Below are 17,743 nucleotides of genomic sequence, written 5' to 3' on the forward strand. Positions count from 1 at the left end.
TATAACGTGATTAGTTTCACAAAAAATCCCATTTTATAAAAACCGCCTCCAACTTCTGCCCCAAAAAATACACATTTATATCAACACACAAAAAAGCTGTCTCTTCCTCTAATGGAAGAAACAGCCCTTGTCGATGGTTCTGCTTACTACTGAATCAAATCAATCGCCTGCTGGGGTACAAAATAATCAACGCCGTTAAATACAACTACACCGTTGAGCGTGGTATTTTTACCATTCAGCGTAGCTATATTTTTGTATACTGGAAGCTCCAACTTGTTACTGCCTTTGGTCACTGTAATGACTTTCGTGTCCGCAGTAAACTTGGCTCCTTTAGCTTCAAAAGCGGCTTTTGCAGGAACAAACAACTGCTTGCTGACCGTATCCAAATCCAGTCCAAGCACACGTGTCATATATTTATTGACATCTGTATTGTCAATTACACCGGTTGGACGGTCTCCGTTCGGCGCATACGTGTACAACACGACATCGCCTCCTGTATGTCCGCCTGTAGTCCAGCCAATATTCGCACGTTTGCTAATGATCGGTCCGACAGCATAGTTCATGCTGCCTTCTTTGGCATCTTTAATGGTTTTTACTTCTTCGTCTGTCAAATCGGTGATGCCAAAATATGTGGAAAGCACCTCTTTAATATTGCTGCGATCTGCATTCAGCTTGGCTTCCAAGCCTTCACCCGTCAGCTTCGCTTTTTTCAGCGGGTCTATAAAAGAAGCTAAAGGTGTTTTATCATAATTGCTAGTTGTATCGCTGCTACCAATCGTCAATCCACCATTTCCGTGGTCTGTCACTGCTACGACGACTGTATTTTGGTTTTGTTTGGCGTAATCCACAGCAACTTTCACTGCATCGTCAAATGAAAGCACGTCACTGATAATTCCGGTTGGATCATTTGCATGGGCGGCCCAATCCACTTTACTGCCTTCTACCATTAAGAAGAAGCCTTTATCGTTTTTGGACAACACATCAATTGCTTTCGATGTCATTTCCGCCAGACTAGGTTCCTTGGATACATCGCGATCCAGGTTATACTCAAGGGCTTCGGGAGAAAAGCTGCCCCAGAGCTTGCTGGAGGTCGATTTTTTCAACCCTTCAGGTGTCGTGACAAAGTCATAACCCTGGTCTTTAATTTGGGCTACCAAATCTTGGCCATCTTTACGGCCTGCTGCCTCCAAAAACTTGCCGCCTCCACCTAACACTACGTCAACCCCGTTGTAGGCTTGCTGCATGCTGAGTGCATCATAATTTTTACGATCAGGATAATGTGCGGTAAAATCAGCTGGTGTCGCATGCATAATCTCGGAAGTCGCAATAATTCCGGTCGATTTCCCTGCCAGCTTGGAAGCCTCAAGAATGGAAGCTACAGGCTTTTTGGCGTCACCCGCTGCAATGGGTTGTTGTCCAGGCATTGTCGCTTCATCAGGAAGGACACCTACATACCCAGTATGTGATTTATGTCCTGTGGCAAAAGCAGTACCCGCTGGAGCAGAATCGGCAATTGGAGCATCCGCAGAATGCGTACGCACCATGCCGCTTGCCATGCTGTCTAACGTTAAGGAGGAGCCTTTGTACCATCTAGCCAGTGCAGTGGCGTCATTAGCCATACCGTCTGGAATCAAAATAATTACGTTTTTAATCGACGTGTCCTTTTCGACTGCCATCGCCGTCCCACCGCTTACTGCTAGCATCATAGTCGCTACGAGTGCAGCCACCGATTTTTTCGTATGTATCCCCCAACATTTTAGCATTCATTTTCCCCCCAGACACTTTTTTGTACAACCAGAACTAAGATTAATCACGTTTTATCAGGAGAATGTTAAATGAATTGCTTATCTGTATTAAAAGACTCTATTTGTATAAAAACGCTTCATCTATATAAAACTTGTGACACATGGGATTCGTTAAGATTGGGAATTTCTTTTTATTATTGTATAATCAGTCTATGATGTAATAGGTAAAGCTTATAAGACAAGGGGCGCAAAATTCGATGGAATTCAGACAGCTTCAGTACACCCTGCAAATTGCAGCGGAAAAAAACTTCTCACGCGCAGCAGAAAAACTGCATATTGCTCAGCCCTCTTTGAGCCAACAATTATCCAAACTGGAAAAAGAACTTGGGGTACTTTTATTTCAACGCAACACCAGCACGGTGGAATTAACACATGCAGGAGCAAGCTTTGTAGAAAAGGCAAAAAAAATAGTCGATGCAGTCGAGCAGCTCCGGCAGGAAATGGACGACATTTCTCAACTGCGAAAAGGGAAGGTTGTGGTTGGCAGTATGCCTATCACAGGTTCTCATTTGCTGCCGCATGTGCTGCCTGTATTCAAGAAAGCTCATCCGGACATTGAAATCGTGTTAGTCGAGGATTCATCCATGAATCTGGAGAAAAAAACTGCCAGTGGGGATACAGATCTCAGCCTGCTATCTCTTCCATTAGTTGAACCTACACTTTCCTATGTGCCCATCGGTGAAGAGTGGATTGATCTTGCCGTTCCTCCAGGTCACCCCCTAGCCCTGCGTAAAAAAGGAGGCCATCCGCAGCCTGTGCATATGGAAGAACTGAAAGATGAGCCTTTTGTCGTGCTGAAAAAAGGGCAAGGCTTTCGCAAGCTGACGATGGATTTGTGTCATCAAGCGGGCTTTGAACCTAATGTGGTGTTTGAGAGCACTAATATGGAGACGCTCCAATCGCTCGTAGCGACAGGTATGGGAGTGACACTCGTCCCCCGTTTTATCGCCCGGGCCGCCAGCAGCGAGTTTGTTCCAGCATTATTGCCACTCGCCGAACCTACCCCTAGCCGTACCCTGGCCATTGCTTACCGAAACGGACGTTATTTGTCTAAAGCCGCCGAAGCCTTTATTGATACCTTCCGAGAAACGGTCGAGCAACTTTCTCAAAAGTAGCTTCCAATGTGAAAAGGACCGTCTTCCTCCCTAGCCAAAGCCAGAGAAGAAGGCGGTCCCGGGGCTTCCCCCCTATACTTTCAATACTTCATTTACTTTACGGGTTCGATTACACTGTTGCGATGTTGCTTCCATCTGTCTTCAACGAACCACATTTCATGTTCATTTGAATTTCATGTCAGCCTCGCCTGATTACTTTACGCTTGCTCGGAAACTCCACTTTATCCATCCCGCATCACTTCTTTCCTTAAGGTCTCTAGCCTTGGTCTCCCAAGAGTGTCCTACCTCAGTTCCAATGTGCTGTGTGATCCCAAAGTGCCTGTCCTCGCCTTTTTGTGATCAGGGTCTCCCTAAATCTGGTGGACTTTTATCCTGATCATAGCCCATTTCATAATTGTTTCCGACAACCTGTCTATTTAAGCCTCTCGGCCGTGACAGGCCATCCCTATTCGCCAGTTCGGATCTACTTTGGTTATCCATCGTTATCAACCTCCTGGTGTCGGGATACTATTATAATACACCTATGGGCTGTATCTGAAACAGGTATCGAAAAACTTTTTTATTATCGAGAAGAACCAAATGCTTGCTGTACCTCGGCTTCACTCACTTGTGTTTTAAAGACTAATTTTGAAGGATCTTGAGGTGAATAAATGACCTCTATAATACTTCCCTGCTGCAGTTTGGATAGTTGGGAAGAAAAAACATCCTTTTGCGTGGTTACATTAAATGTATCGCCGTTGTTTTTCGTTACACTCAGCTTAAACTGAAGCTTAATTTTATTAGGTCCTGCTTCCCCCATGGGTGTGACATCCAGCACCTTCGCATATGCCTGCTCACCGGTTTTGGCAACTTCCAACAGTTCAGGCGATACGCCCTGCTTAACCATTTGCTCATTCATTAACGCTTGTAAATCCGTTTGCGACACCTGTCCTTTCAGGTCAAGTCCTACTTTCATTTTGTCTTTCTCCGATACGACCAACGGAATGATTGAGCCTGGCTGAAATTGAGCCATGGAAGTCAACGGAATAATCGTCGTCAACGCAGTAGCATATTTGTCTTCTCCATGTTTGGTTACGGTTAACCCGAGCTTTACCTGCGGCTGATTGTTTACATAAGTCCCTGTTTGCTGAACACTTGTAATGATCCCAACCCCAGGAACACCCTTCTTGACCTTACCGCCTCCAAAAAACACACCTAAAATGCCTGGTAGAAAAATCAGTGCAAAGCCTATATAAATTAACGGCCTATACCACGGGGCATCCATAATCACAAATGGATCATCCCATAAATAGTTAGCCAAAAATGGTGAGAAGCCTACACCAAACACCAAAAGTACCCCGATCATACTCAAAAATCCTTTCATCCTCCAAAGCCCCTTTTTCAATCATTTGTTCAAACGATCTACTCATTTACGCTGTCACCAGTCCCATATAAATCAGCTCCGATGGATTTACCGGATTGCTCCCCAGACCCACCGTATCTCCAGGCCGCGGAATTTGCAGCTTGGATACGAGCGTTTCCAGCGTTTTTGGGTATCGATTACCGTTTACTTCCGTCACATCTAGCACTAGCACCACGATCGGATCAAAATTCACGAGCTTCCCGGTATCTGTTACCGAAATAACAACCGCAGTCGCCGCCATCGACAAACTACTGTTAGCTGCCGTTTGAGCTTGTCTTGCCGAGTTTAGGCTTTGGTTGATCTGTTCCCGATGCTCTTTGGGTACCAAACCTTTCATAAATAATCCGGACAAACCCTTATTCATCAGTTGATCTGCTTGTTCTATCGCATCCTGCTGTTTTTTCTTTTTACCGAAAAAGTTCATCATGTGGTTGCACCTCGTATTTTGTATTGTCGTTCCCTATGAATTCAGTATAAAAGAGGGTATATGGCACCACAATACGTTTTGGCGCATACAAAAAAACCGAAAAAACAGGAGCTTTAACCTGTACTTTTCCGGTTTATTTTGAACTCTGGGACGGTTTACACAAAATTTTGCACACTTTGGAGTATTCTTTCGCACGATCATCCGATAGTTTTGTGAAAAACGAGTGAATTCAGGCTATTTTTTACGCAAAAGATAGACCAATTTGCGATAATACGCCGATGATTCTTTATAACGACGACTGTCCTCGGACACAACTGCCAGCGTTTCATATAACTGTTCAAGCCGCGCTGGATGCTGGAGAGCTTCAAAATAAGGCAAGCATTGCAAGGCATGCGTCCAAAAGGCGCCCTGATTCCCTTGCGCAAGCGCAAGCTGGCTTTCATAAAAATCAAGCCCCATTTGCTGACCTATTGTCAGATTGGTTTGGCGAAGCTGATCCAAATGCTGTGACAGCAGCCCCCAGTTTTTCCGGTTAAATGCGATTTCACAACGATATATCAGCGTAACGGGCAGCATCATCTGCTGCATTTCCTCCCGCTCCCGGCTCACCAGCGCTTCAAAACGTGCTACTTCCTCCAAAGCCTTATCCAGCTCGCCAATCGATGTTAGCATAATAATCCGGTTGTTCAGGATAGTCGTGAGCATATCTGGTGCATTTTCCAAATACACCAAATTGGCCTCAGCCATAGACAACGTTAACAGTGCTTCCTGTACAGAACCCATGGCGAAACAATATCCGCTGTAAGCCACATACAGGCCCGTCAAACGGTGAAAAAGCCGATCATCATATACCCTGCGCATCGTCTGCTCGAATACCTGCTTCGCCTGATCAAATTGCTTGACCTGAATACAGGCCTCCATCATAATGTTTTGCGCATTCAGCCAGTTTTCCGTCCCCTCTTCCACCAGACGTCTTAGCTGCGTAACGTTATTCAGCACATCATAATAATGATTTTTAGAGCGGAAAAACTGGATTTTATAAAATAAAATTGCTTTTTTTAGCGGTGCGGGCAGCTCCACCTCATCCGAACGGCCAAACTTCTCCAAATAAAAATTTAAATAGGTCTGATGTAAATATTCATAGGCCGTTGGGTCATTTAATTGCTGGTAATATACGGCCTTCATCAAATAAGTCGTCATTTCCACCACAAGCGAATCGTTGCGATCCTCCAGCTGATCCACATAGCTTTCCGTGGCAGGATTAGCCAGCTTGGACAGCTCTGTGAAAATCTTATCCGCTGTAGCCAGCGTCTCCTCATCCTCTGCCGCTGCACGCAAGAGGTAGGATGGTTTTACACCTAAACGCCCAGCAATTTGCTCGGCCAAATCCTCTGCCAAAGGGTAACGGTCAGCCAGTATATTTGCAAAATGTGCAGGTGTAACCAACCCGTCTACCAGCTCTTTACGGGACAAGTTTTTCTTTTTACACAAAAATTCAATACGTTCCTTAAGCATGGAGTATTCCTTTCTACACTGATTATCGGTCATACAGTGAGGGACGCCGATCTTCAAACACCGGAATACGACCACGCACGTCCTGCACCAAGGCAGACTCAATCGTTCCTGTGAGAATCTCCTCCTGCTCTCCACCCTCGGCAATGATTTCTCCCCATGGATCAATTATGAGCGAATGCCCGAAGAAATCAGTTTCTCCGCTGCGACCTACCCGGTTACAAGCAATGACATACATTTGATTTTCTATAGCACGTGCGGTCAGCAAGGTACGCCAGTGATGAAGCCGGGGATGAGGCCATTCCGCGGGTACGATCAGCAAATTTGCGCCCGACAAGGCCAAACTTCGGGCTAGTTCAGGAAAACGGATATCATAGCAGATTGACGCACCTGCCTGAATACCGCCATCCAGTGCGAATAAAACCTTTTCTTCGCCAGGCTGCAAATATTTTTCTTCATCCATAAGTCGGAATAGATGAATTTTGGAATACGAAGCAACCTCTATGCCTGTGCGGTCAAAAACGAGCATCGTATTATACACATGACCGTCGCTCTTTTTCTCTGCGATTGACCCAGCTACTACGTTCACTTGATGGGTGGCTGCGAACGCTGCTATCCATGCCCGAGTCTCCGTCCCTTCCTTATCCGCCAGCTCATGAATGCGATCCAAGGCATAGCCCGTATTCCACATTTCCGGCAGGACAATCAGATCCGGCTTCAGTTCGGTTTTCATCGCTTGTTCCATTAAAGCTCGGATATGACTGCGGTTTTCCGGGGGATTTCCTATCTCTATATAAGCTTGTATGAGTGCAACACTGAACGGCTGAGCTTCCTGATACTTCAAAATCCTTCATCCTCCTTGTGAGCCGGAGCTTCCCGCGACCCATTATCCGGTATTTTCTCCCATCATAGCCCGATCAGTCTGGATTACGCAACTATGCAAGTTTAATTCCTCCTATACAACTCGGTAAAATCGTGATAGATTATTTCTTAAACTATTCCAAAAGGTCGTGTGTATTGATGACTCATTTTTCTATTCCCTCCGCTGACGTCATGAAACAGTTACCTACTCAATTTTTTGCCACACTTGTACAAAATGTAAACCGTGAAATTGCGGCGGGACATGATGTCATTAACCTCGGACAGGGGAACCCCGACACTCCCACTCCTTCTCATATTGTAAAAGCTTTGCAGGAATCAGCGGATAACCCGCTGTATCATAAATATTCGCCATTTCGCGGTTACAGCTTTCTCAAGGAAGCCGTTGCCCAGCGCTATCAGGCGGATTACGGTGTGACGCTCAACCCTGAAACCGAGGTCGCCATCCTGTTTGGCGGAAAAACAGGTTTGGTTCAGCTGCCGCAAGTCTTACTCAATCCCGGCGATGTGTGTCTCGTCCCTGATCCCGGCTACCCGGACTACTGGTCTGGTGTAGCCTTGGCTAAAGCGGAAATGTCTTTTCTCCCATTAAAGGAAGAGAACCGTTTTCTGCCCGATTATGAAGCCATTTCCGTGGAAGACCGCCGCCGCGCCAAGTTAATGTTCCTTAACTATCCGAATAATCCAACCTCGGCAACGGCTCCACTTTCTTTTTACGAGGATACGGTTGAATTCGCGCAACGTAACGGTATTGTGGTTGCCAGTGATTTCGCCTATGGCGCTATTGGATTTGATGGCGAACGTCCGGTGAGCTTCCTCCAGGCAGAGGGTGCTAAAGACGTGGGGATTGAGTTCTATACCTTGTCCAAAACGTACAATATGGCGGGCTGGCGTGTTGGTTTCGCGCTCGGTAATGCCGAAATCATCTCGATGATTAATCTGTTACAGGATCATATTTATGTAAGCTTGTTTGGCGGCATTCAGGCAGCAGCGGCGACAGCCCTGACGGCCTCGCAGAACTGCGTAGGCGAGCTGGTAGCCCGCTATGAATCACGCCGTAACGCTTTTTATGATGCACTTGGGCAAATAGGCTGGAAGGCGACGCGCCCAAGCGGCTCCTTTTTCAGTTGGCTGCCTGTGCCGCAGGGCTATACTTCGGCTTCTTTTGCCGATCTGCTGTTGCGGGAAGCCAAGGTGGCTGTCGCTCCAGGGATCGGCTTCGGGAGCGGCGGCGAAGGATATGTGCGAGCGGGGCTGCTGAGCTCAGAAACTCGACTGACCGAGGCGGCTGATCGAATTGGCAAGCTAAACCTGTTTGGTTAAGCCGTATTTTCCAGCTACAACTTCTTTGCCAAACCTGGTCTTTTCGTGGTATTCTGTATCCAATATCATTTAGCGCGTTGAAGGGACTATTAAGAGAGACTCGGTCCTGTTCAGAGAGTAAATTCCGATAGGCTGCAAGAATTTACCTGGACTCTCTCCCAACTCCTATCCCCGAGCGCCCTGCGCAATCAGGCGGTCCCTGCCGTTAACAGGTTTCAAGTGGGATGATCATGAATCATCAATGAAGGTGGTACCGCGGAAGCACAAACTTTCGTCCTTTGCATACAAAGGATGGAAGTTTTTTTGCATTAAAAAGAGTAAAATTAAGGAAGTGGACGTCTTGTCAACACGAATCGTCATTAAAATCGGAAGCAGCTCTCTGACTGGAGTGGAAGGTGGCTTGAATCGGGAAGCCATCGCTTATTTTGCCCGGGAAATCAGCTTGCTTCGTGCAAAAGGTCATGAAGTGCTGCTGGTTACATCAGGCGCAGTAGCCGCCGGATTCAGGGAGATTGGGTACCCGTTTCGCCCTAAGCTACTGCATGAAAAGCAGGCGGCAGCAGCTGTTGGCCAAGCTCTTCTCATGCAGGCCTATGAGCAGGCTTTTAAAGATTTTGACCTAGTGATCGCGCAGGTTCTGCTAACCCGTAGTGACTTTTTGAGCCGCAAACGGATGAATAATGCCGGAATGACCGTAGAAGAATTGCTGCGCCAGCAGGTTATCCCGATCTTTAACGAAAATGATACTGTATCGATTGACGAATTGAAATTCGGCGATAACGATATGCTGTCCGCGCTGGTTGCCAATCTGGTCAAAGCTCAGCATCTGATTATCATTACGGACACCGATGGCGTATATACGGCAGATCCGCGCAAGCATCCGAATGCCGTACGTTTTGAACGTATCGAAGAAATTACAGAGGAGATTTATGCATTAGCTGGAGGTTCTGGATCGTCTGTAGGTACTGGCGGCATGCGATCCAAGATCGAAGCTGCCAAAGTCGCTACACGCGGCGGTGTACCTGTATATGTGGGACGCGTAAGCGCGAATGGTGATCTAGACGCAGCCGTCGAAGGACACGGACCGGGAACTTATTTTAACACCCACCTCTCTTCACTTCCGATGAAAAAACAGTGGCTTGGATTTATGTCCACCCCTCTGGGCGCAGTGCATGTAGACGAAGGGGCTGAGGAAGCGTTGGTTCACGGAGGACACAGTCTACTTCCGGTTGGCGTACGACGTGTCGAGGGCAGCTTTCATGCCGGAGATGTCGTTGAGGTGCTCGGACCGGAAAATAAAGTGTTAGGACGCGGCATCGTCAATTATGACGATGAACAGCTCCGAAATGTACAAGGATTACCCAGCGGCGAGGTTGTGGGCAAAATTGGTCCCATTCACCGGCTTGAGGTGATCCACAGGGATGAATGGATTACATTATGTATGTAGGGAGGCCGTAACATGAGTGATTTAACGACTAACACAGCTGCAACCGAGGAGAACCAGTTTAGCGAAGTACGAACCAAAGCGAATCTTGCTAAAAAAAGTGCCGGGGTCATGAACCGCCTGACTACAGCACAGAAAAACGAAGCATTGCTTGCTATGGCTGAAGCTCTAGTAAATCATACTGAAGAGCTGATTGCAGCAAACCATAATGACCTGAAACGTGGACGGGAACAGGGAACATCAGAATCTCTGCTCGACCGCCTCAAGCTGACCGAGGACCGAATCGGAGCTATTGCCGAAGGATTACGCCAAATTGTGGCACTGCCTGACCCGGTCGGCGACACCCTTGAGCAAATTGAACGTCCAAACGGCCTGCGAATTGAGAAGATACGTGTACCGCTGGGTGTCATCGGCATCATATATGAAGCGCGTCCAAATGTAACCGTGGATGCCGCGGGCCTGTGCTTGAAAACAGGCAATCCGGTTGTGCTACGCGGTGGTTCGGCCGCCCTCTTCTCCAACCGCAAGATTATCGAAGTACTCCAGCAGGCACTAGACGCAACAGCTGTGCCACGCGAGGCGCTTCAACTTATTGAAGATTCAGACCGTGCCTCGGTCAACGAAATGCTCACCTTGAACGGCTTGCTGGATGTAATTATTCCACGCGGCGGGCGTTCACTCATTCAAAATGTTGTTCAGAACGCTACCGTACCTGTCATCGAAACCGGAGCTGGTGTATGCCATACCTTTTTGGATGCTACAGCGGATACCGCAATGGCCGAAGCGATTACACTGAATGCCAAGGTGCAAAGACCGTCCGTGTGTAACTCGATGGAAACATTGCTCGTACACTCGGATTATGCAAAAGCACATTTAACAGGATTGGCAGAACGCTTTCGTGATGCGGGGGTTGAGCTACGCGGCTGTGCACGCACACGAGAATTGGTTCCTTGGGCTGTTCCTGCTACAGAAGAGGATTATGGCACCGAGTATAATGATTACATTATGAACGTAAAGGTCGTGGACAATCTGGACGAAGTACTGGAGCATATTGCCCGTTACGGTACGATGCATTCAGAGTGTATTGTCACCGAGGACAAAGCACATGTCGATCGTTTTCTGCAAGAAGTGGACGCGGCAGCCGTGTACCACAATGCATCCACTCGCTTCACGGATGGCTTCGAATTTGGGTTTGGTGCCGAGATCGGAATCAGCACACAAAAATTACATGCCCGCGGTCCAATGGGATTGCCTGCCTTGACTTCAACCAAATATCGCGTGTACGGTACTGGACAAATCAGGGAATAATAACTTAAATCAATCTGTATCCTTGGAGGTTATGAATCTATGTGTGAATCACAAACAAAGGTTTTAATTAATGAGCAAATTACATTTTTCGGGGCAGGATCAATGGCAGAGGCTATTATTCGCGGAATGACGGCTCGTTCTGTTGTCAAACCTAGTGGTATTACCGTCATCAACCGCAGTAATCAGGCTCGCCTTGAGGAACTTCAAAAGCAATATGGAGTCTTGTTCCAAACCGAGGATGCCGCCAAAACCGAGCTTCTGCGTCGTTCTCCGGTCATTGTGCTTGCCATGAAGCCCAAGGATGCTGCACAAGCACTTGGACAGCTCGGCCCACTTCTGTCTGATGAGCAGCTGATCATTTCGGTAATCGCCGGATTGTCTATTCGTACGATGCAAACGTTGCTGGGTCGCAAGCAGCCGATCGCACGGACGATGCCCAATACATCCAGCTCAATTGGGCTGGGAGCCACAGGTATTAGCTTTTCCAAGGAGATCAGCGAAATCCAGCGTAAAAACGTGCTTACAATGTTCGAATCTGTAGGTACGGTAACGGTTATAGAAGAAGAGAAAATGGATGTTTTGACCGGGATATCTGGAAGCGGCCCTGCGTATGTCTACTACCTGATGGAAGCCATGATTGCCGGAGGAATCCGTGGTGGCTTGACCCCTGAGCAAGCGCACGAACTAACGGTGCAAACCGCGCTTGGAGCGGCACGTATGGTGCAGCAAACCGGAGAGGAGCCTTCTGCCCTTCGCCACAAAATTATGTCTCCTAATGGCTCTACGGTAGCTGCATTGGAAATGCTGGACAAAGGTGACTTCTACGAAACAGTAATTGCGGCGGTACAGCGGTGCGCTGAACGATCCCGCGAGATGGGAGCTGTACTCAAGGAGGGAATTGAATGAGCTATTGCTTGGCGACCTACCGGGTATACGATGACAAAGCCGATTTTAACCAAAAGGCCCAATCTATTGCCATCGGCATGACGGTGGGCAGCTGGACTGAGCTCCCGCAAGCCAAACGGGACGCGATGCAAAAGCATCTTGGCTCGGTTCATTCTGTGGATATTCACGATGGAGGTCCCGGTGAACGGTACGCGGACCTGACCATCGCTTACCCGGATGTCAACTTCAGCCGAGACATTCCCGCTCTGCTGGTCACGGTCTTCGGCAAAATTTCAATGGACGGCCGAATTAAGCTAACGAAGCTGGGTTTCTCGGAAGCATTCCGCTCTGCTTTTCCAGGACCGAAATTCGGTATCAGCGGCTTGCGCGAGCAGCTTGGCGTGTATGATCGCCCCCTGCTCATGAGCATTTTCAAATCTGTAATTGGCCTCAATTTGGACGAACTTCGTGAACAGTTTACCCGGCAGGCTCTCGGTGGTGTTGATCTGATCAAGGACGACGAGATCTTATTTGAAAACGCGCTGACGCCGATTGAAAAACGTGTCGAAGCCTGCATCAAAGCCGCCAAAGCGGCTGAGCGTGAAACCGGTAAAAAGCTGCTGTATGCCGCTAATTTAACGGGACCGACCTCGCAGCTTAAGACGCAAGCTCTCAAGGCCATTGATGCGGGTGCCAACGCGTTACTGTTTAACGTGTTGGCCTACGGTTACGATGTGCTACATGAACTTAGCAGCGATCCCGCCGTCTCGGTGCCGATTGCAGCCCATCCTTCGTTAGCGGGTGCTGTTTATCCATCGCCGCATTATGGTATATCGGCGTCCGTCCTACTCGGTCAGCTTATGCGGCTGGCTGGCGCTGACCTCGTCCTCTTCCCTTCTCCCTACGGCTCAGTGACGATGCCGCGTGACGAAAACATGGCAATCCGCGATGAGCTGATCAACCCTGATCTACCGCTGAAGGCCAGCATGCCTGTCCCTTCCGCAGGAATTCATCCGGGCCTCGTGCCGCTCATTGTACGTGACTTTGGTACCGACGTCGTGGTCAACGCCGGGGGTGGAATTCACGGTCATCCGCTGGGTACAGAAGCTGGTGGGCGCGCCTTTGTGCAGGCGATTGAAGCGTTACAGCAGAATGTCCCCCTGGCAGAATACGCCCATACTCACCCCGAGCTGCAATCTGCGCTCGACACATGGGGAGGCGAACGATGAGCATAGTAAAGAAGCCCGTCATTTTTTGCGATTTTGACGGGACAATTACGAACAGCGACAATATTGTCGCCATTATGAAGCATTTTCAGCCTACAGGCTGTGAGCCCATCATGCATCAAATCGTAAATGGGCATACATCCATTCGTGAAGGCGTAGGTGCGATGTTCGCCCTGATGCCTTCGGAACAAAAGGACGAAATTATCTCATATGTACTTGGACAAGCTGGTATACGCGAGGGCTTTGCACGCTTTTTGGACTATGTACGAGAGCAGCAGATTCAATTTTTCGTCACCAGTGGCGGCATTGATTTTTTTATTGATCCATTGCTAAAACCCTTTGACATTCCACACGACCACGTCTATTGCAACGGAGCGGATTTTTCCGGGGAGCGCATCCAGATTACGTGGCCGCATCCATGTGAGGAACCGTGTACAAATGATTGTGGCATGTGTAAAACGACTGTAATTCGTCAATATCCTTCCGGACAATACGAACGGATTTTGATCGGCGACAGCCTGACCGATTTTGAAGGAGCTAAAATTGCCGATCTTGTGTACTCCCGTTCGCATCTGACTTTAAAGTGTCAAGAGCTTGGCGTACCACATGTACCCTTTGAAACATTTGATGACATTATCGAGGATTTAAAGCAAAAACAGGAGCAAGGGGTGCTGTAAATGAGTTTTAACTTGGCAGACATTTCATTGGAAGAAAAACGCCGCGCACTGGAAGAACTCGCTGATGTCAAAGAACTATTCGCATCTCGCAACTGGTTCCCAGGCACGAGCGGCAATTTGTCGATCCGAATCGGTGACTTTCATCCCGAACAATTTTATTTTGCAGTCACCGCCAGCGGTAAGGATAAAACCAAGCGTACTCCGGAAGATTTTCTGTTCGTAGACCAGTACGGAAAAGCGGCAGAAGCGACAAACCTCAAGCCAAGCGCAGAGACGCTTATACATTGCGAAATTTACCGCCTGACAGGCTGCGGAGCCGTTTTTCATGTGCATACCGTGTTTAATAATCTGATTTCCGAATATTACGGTGAGCAAGGCGCTGTACCTATCCAAGGTATTGAGCTGATCAAGGCTTTTAACATTTGGTGCGAAAATGCTGCGATCGATATTCCTGTACTGCCTAATTACGCAGATATTGCCTCGATTGCCAAGCTGGTGCCCGGTGTACTAAATGATCAGGTGCCTGGAATTTTATTGCGTAACCACGGCATTTATGCGTGGGGCCGTGATGTATTTGAGGCTAAAAAGCATTTGGAGGCGTTTGAATTTTTGTTTGAAACGACCTATCGCTCCCTGCTGCTGAAAACTTTGAAGTAAATAAACTCATAAATATCAAAGATGATTATCATTATTTGTAAAAGTGGCCATTGAATATCGAGAACGGAGCCTAAGCGATAGCACAGGAACGTTCTCTTTTTTATAATTAGGGTATTCTATTCTACTAGCCACATAAAATCTTAGGCATGCTGTAAAAAAACGCCCCCTATTGGGGACGCTCCAGCGTGAATTGCTCTCCTAGCTTCGCATAGTTGTTCCCAGCCAACCGACTTACTGGACGCAACTCCTTAGCAATCACATACGTATTTTGATACGCTTCCTCGGACAAATGATACTCCACTACGCGTCCGATTAACAGATCACAGGCAGGTGAGTCCTCCTTGCCTCCCAGCGGTATAACTTGTTCCAGAATACATTCCATGCGTATTTTCGCTTCTGCCACACCGGGAACTTCGATTTTTGTACTTTTGACCGGGGTAAGGCCTGCCAGTGCAACCTCACTCTCCTGCGGCAACAGGCGGGAAGCCGTCACATTCACTGCTCCCACATTGTCCTCGTCTGTGATATGTACGACAAATGCCTTGTGCTCCATCGCATTACGTGCTGTATCTTTGGGTACTCCATCAACACGTTGTACGGATACAGACAGCAGTGGCGGTTCAGAGGCTACGATGGAAAAATAACTGAACGGCGCACCATTTAGCACCCCTTCGCTGCTCAAAGTCGTTACAAAGGCTACCGGCCTTGGGATAATACTTCCAGTCAACAGCTTATAATTTTCACGCCCTGTAAGCGTATCAGGATTCAACGAAATCATTTTTCTCCCTCATTTCCGATCACAATCGCTATTCGACTGCACATCATCAAGTTTCGCCTGATAAGCAAATACACCATTAGCTAGCGACATGGATGACATCTCAGGCCTCCCTTCCAGTATCGCGTGAATGATACGAAATGTAAAGTTGGAGCCGGAAGATCTCCCTATTTTTCAATTATATTTCCTCGGCTATCGCGCACAGTAACCGTAGTTCCCTCAGGTACAGCAATCGTAACATCAAGCTGCTGCTGAGTCTGCATAAAACGTGTCGGAATTTGACCCAGTAATACATACAAGGTATCGCCGATTTGCTTGGTTTGATATAAATCTTGTCCTTTTAATTCGTCCTCTTTGCCTGTGTATACATAACTTCCGAACACATGCACTTCCGGTGAGGTGGTTGCGTCAATTTTGACCGCATAAGGATCTTCCCCCTGTACAATCACCTTGTTCACTCCGGCAGGTAGTTTTTCATGCCAGTCTGGGAGAACCCTTGTTTCCTGAACCGAACTCATTATTTCTCTGACTTGTGGAGTGATTCCCAATGAACTGACCAAGGCAAATCCGATACAGCAAAAAACCAATACCGCCGTAATAAACATACTGAACAAATCATAACCAATGCGCTCACGCGTCCCTTTCCAAGCAGTATACATTAAAATTTCCAATCCCAGCAAAACAAAAACGACAGGCCACCAGGTTAATGCCTGGTCCAGAATGCCCGCTCCCCAAAACTTGGAGGCAAACGTTACGCCCCCCAGCAGGACAAGGAAAAGTCCCATTGACAGCCTTCCAACTTTCCACACCCCTGCCGGAGTGTTTGACGCTTTAGAGGAGCTATTTTTGTTAGATGATGTACCCAATATACCTGTGGCACCTCCTCCATCGCTATGAGGATGATGGACTCCCTTTAAGGGAGCCTCACTCTTTGAAAATTCAGTATCCATTCTATTGCTTCTCCTTTACTCGTTTAGATTTGGAATTCCCAATCATCATCCAAATACCACCGCCGATCAACAATAAGGATACGATAATCGTCCGTAGATACATGTCAACCAAATTATAAATCTCTCCGTTTGGAAACAGACGATCCAGAGTAGGAACTAGTACGTTAATTAAGATGTAATAGGCGCCCAGCAATAGTAACCCCAAGCCTACCCAGCGGTGATATTGTGCAAACATACCGATCACAGGTTTGTCGATCAGCGGCTCCCGTCCATAACGGCTTACTTGCTGCAATGCATCAAAAAAACTGTAAAACCAAACCACCGGAAGCAGGAACAAAAAGAGTGAAAGATGCAGCACGTCCAGTACATAGATGCCTCCTAAAAACAAAAGCATGAGTTGGAGTCCACGCTTTTGCAAACCTATATACATATGTCCGGCACCGGGAAATACCGATAAAATGGTAGCCAGCATTTTACTTCGGCGTCCCTCGATTCTTCCATGCTCCAGTTCCTCAAACAAAGTCCGGTCCTGAAGAATTTCTCCAGCTTGTTTGCGATGTACATGCTGCACCGCATCAAACATGCAATACAGCCAAATAATCGGCAACACGCCCGCAAAGGCCAAAAATCCGGATTCGTTAGTAATGCTAGTAATAAAGATAAGAATCGCACCAAAGCCAAAGAAGGACAGTAAAAAAGACAAACCACGCTGCATCAGCCCCAAATGGAGGTGTCCCAATCCAGGAATGAACGACAGCAAAATCGTAAAAAAGCGTTCATTCTCCGATCCTCTTTGAAAAGCAGGTGATCCTGCCATACCATAGTGTCCTTGTTGATAATGGTTATTATAGCCCGGGCCATATCCCATTCCTGCTCCCGGTACATCCGTATCTGCGTGTGTTGCCCCCTCCGGTACCTCCCCTGTTAAACCAGCCTGTCCATAAGGTCCATTTTGCGAGTAAAAATCATATGGATTGAGCCCTGCATGAGGGGGGTATGGAGCAGCGACTGTACGAGGATCATAACGCAACAAGCTAATAATAATATGCAGCGTGCTGAGTCCCCAGAAAAGGGCGGCAACAAACATACTGGCCAATAAAGGCATTTCGTCACTTGATATCACTGAAAAAAATAATCCTCCCGCCAGACATCCGAAAAACAAAATGGTGTATACAAACGCATTGGCTTTTCGGGTCCAGTAATAGTGTCCCACACCGGGAATGATGTTCAATAGAAATGCCAAGAGCTTGCTTCTTTCCGTATAAGGCATCGCTACACTTCCTTTCTATTTATGGGATTTTGATAAAGTTCCCAATTGAAGGTTGTTATTTTTGAGTTTTTTCATCTCAGCCTTTATC

General features: G+C 47.5%; 17 protein-coding genes. 8 read left to right on the top strand and 9 right to left on the bottom strand.

The features are described 5' to 3' along the window. Positions 1-146: 146 nt before the first annotated feature. Positions 147-1,763, bottom strand: a complete 1,617-nt coding sequence (locus MHB46_RS25400; protein ID WP_341163892.1) for an alkaline phosphatase — start codon at positions 1,761-1,763, stop codon at positions 147-149. 239 nt (positions 1,764-2,002) lie between these two features. On the opposite strand from MHB46_RS25400, the gene MHB46_RS25405 reads away from it, so the two are divergent. Next, positions 2,003-2,920, top strand: coding sequence for a LysR family transcriptional regulator (locus MHB46_RS25405; protein ID WP_069289796.1), 918 nt, complete (start codon positions 2,003-2,005; stop codon positions 2,918-2,920). Between the two features lie 339 nt (positions 2,921-3,259). Here the strand turns inward: MHB46_RS25405 and MHB46_RS25410 are convergent, their stop codons facing one another. The 5 genes from MHB46_RS25410 to MHB46_RS25430 form a co-directional block, all read right to left on the bottom strand. Next, a complete protein-coding gene (locus MHB46_RS25410; protein ID WP_023989112.1) occupies positions 3,260-3,400 on the bottom strand; it encodes a hypothetical protein in 141 nt (46 codons plus the stop codon). 82 nt (positions 3,401-3,482) lie between these two features. Next, positions 3,483-4,283, bottom strand: a complete 801-nt coding sequence (locus tag MHB46_RS25415) for a hypothetical protein (RefSeq protein ID WP_165177153.1) — start codon at positions 4,281-4,283, stop codon at positions 3,483-3,485. Between the two features lie 46 nt (positions 4,284-4,329). Next, positions 4,330-4,749: a hypothetical protein gene (locus MHB46_RS25420; RefSeq protein WP_341163893.1), complete on the bottom strand. Its 420-nt coding sequence runs from the start codon at positions 4,747-4,749 to the stop codon at positions 4,330-4,332. A 234-nt stretch (positions 4,750-4,983) separates the two neighbouring features. Next, positions 4,984-6,264, bottom strand: a complete 1,281-nt coding sequence (locus MHB46_RS25425; RefSeq protein ID WP_341163894.1) for a helix-turn-helix transcriptional regulator — start codon at positions 6,262-6,264, stop codon at positions 4,984-4,986. A gap of 22 nt (positions 6,265-6,286) precedes the next feature. After that, the gene (locus MHB46_RS25430) at positions 6,287-7,105 is read right to left on the bottom strand and encodes a carbon-nitrogen family hydrolase (RefSeq protein WP_341163895.1); all 819 of its coding nucleotides are present in this window, start codon (positions 7,103-7,105) and stop codon (positions 6,287-6,289) included. A gap of 176 nt (positions 7,106-7,281) precedes the next feature. Here MHB46_RS25430 and MHB46_RS25435 point away from each other — a divergent pair, with 176 nt between their 5' ends. The 7 genes from MHB46_RS25435 (at position 7,282) to MHB46_RS25465 (ending at position 14,660) form a co-directional block, all read left to right on the top strand. Next, positions 7,282-8,463 carry a pyridoxal phosphate-dependent aminotransferase gene (locus MHB46_RS25435; protein ID WP_341163896.1) on the top strand — a complete coding sequence of 394 codons (1,182 nt, stop codon included), beginning with the start codon at positions 7,282-7,284 and terminating at the stop codon, positions 8,461-8,463. A gap of 241 nt (positions 8,464-8,704) precedes the next feature. Then, a complete protein-coding gene (gene proB, locus MHB46_RS25440) occupies positions 8,705-9,910 on the top strand; it encodes a glutamate 5-kinase (protein WP_341163897.1) in 1,206 nt (401 codons plus the stop codon). A gap of 12 nt (positions 9,911-9,922) precedes the next feature. Beyond that, positions 9,923-11,215, top strand: coding sequence for a glutamate-5-semialdehyde dehydrogenase (locus MHB46_RS25445; protein WP_341163898.1), 1,293 nt, complete (start codon positions 9,923-9,925; stop codon positions 11,213-11,215). 39 nt (positions 11,216-11,254) lie between these two features. Further along, positions 11,255-12,121, top strand: a complete 867-nt coding sequence (proC, locus tag MHB46_RS25450) for a pyrroline-5-carboxylate reductase (protein ID WP_165177165.1) — start codon at positions 11,255-11,257, stop codon at positions 12,119-12,121. Beyond that, on the top strand, positions 12,118-13,329 hold the full coding sequence (locus MHB46_RS25455) for a 2,3-diketo-5-methylthiopentyl-1-phosphate enolase (RefSeq protein WP_341163899.1): 1,212 nt from the start codon (positions 12,118-12,120) through the stop codon (positions 13,327-13,329). The genes proC and MHB46_RS25455 overlap by 4 nt, the downstream gene beginning before the upstream one ends. Next, positions 13,326-14,003: a 2-hydroxy-3-keto-5-methylthiopentenyl-1-phosphate phosphatase gene (locus MHB46_RS25460; protein WP_341163900.1), complete on the top strand. Its 678-nt coding sequence runs from the start codon at positions 13,326-13,328 to the stop codon at positions 14,001-14,003. Before MHB46_RS25455 ends, MHB46_RS25460 begins: the two co-directional genes overlap by 4 nt. Continuing rightward, positions 14,004-14,660, top strand: a complete 657-nt coding sequence (locus MHB46_RS25465) for a methylthioribulose 1-phosphate dehydratase (RefSeq protein ID WP_341163901.1) — start codon at positions 14,004-14,006, stop codon at positions 14,658-14,660. Positions 14,661-14,826: 166 nt separating this feature from the next. Here MHB46_RS25465 and MHB46_RS25470 read toward each other — a convergent pair whose 3' ends face one another. From MHB46_RS25470 to MHB46_RS25480, 3 genes are all read right to left on the bottom strand, one after another. Next, the gene (locus MHB46_RS25470; protein ID WP_103048767.1) at positions 14,827-15,438 is read right to left on the bottom strand and encodes a flavin reductase family protein; all 612 of its coding nucleotides are present in this window, start codon (positions 15,436-15,438) and stop codon (positions 14,827-14,829) included. 164 nt (positions 15,439-15,602) lie between these two features. After that, positions 15,603-16,385, bottom strand: coding sequence for a hypothetical protein (locus tag MHB46_RS25475; RefSeq protein ID WP_165177175.1), 783 nt, complete (start codon positions 16,383-16,385; stop codon positions 15,603-15,605). Position 16,386: 1 nt separating this feature from the next. Beyond that, on the bottom strand, positions 16,387-17,655 hold the full coding sequence (locus tag MHB46_RS25480) for a multi-tm2 domain protein (RefSeq protein ID WP_341163902.1): 1,269 nt from the start codon (positions 17,653-17,655) through the stop codon (positions 16,387-16,389). Positions 17,656-17,743: the final 88 nt, after the last annotated feature.

It is taken from the genome of Paenibacillus sp. FSL H7-0703 (genome assembly GCF_038003485.1).
GTDB classification, from domain to species: domain Bacteria; phylum Bacillota; class Bacilli; order Paenibacillales; family Paenibacillaceae; genus Paenibacillus; species Paenibacillus polymyxa_B.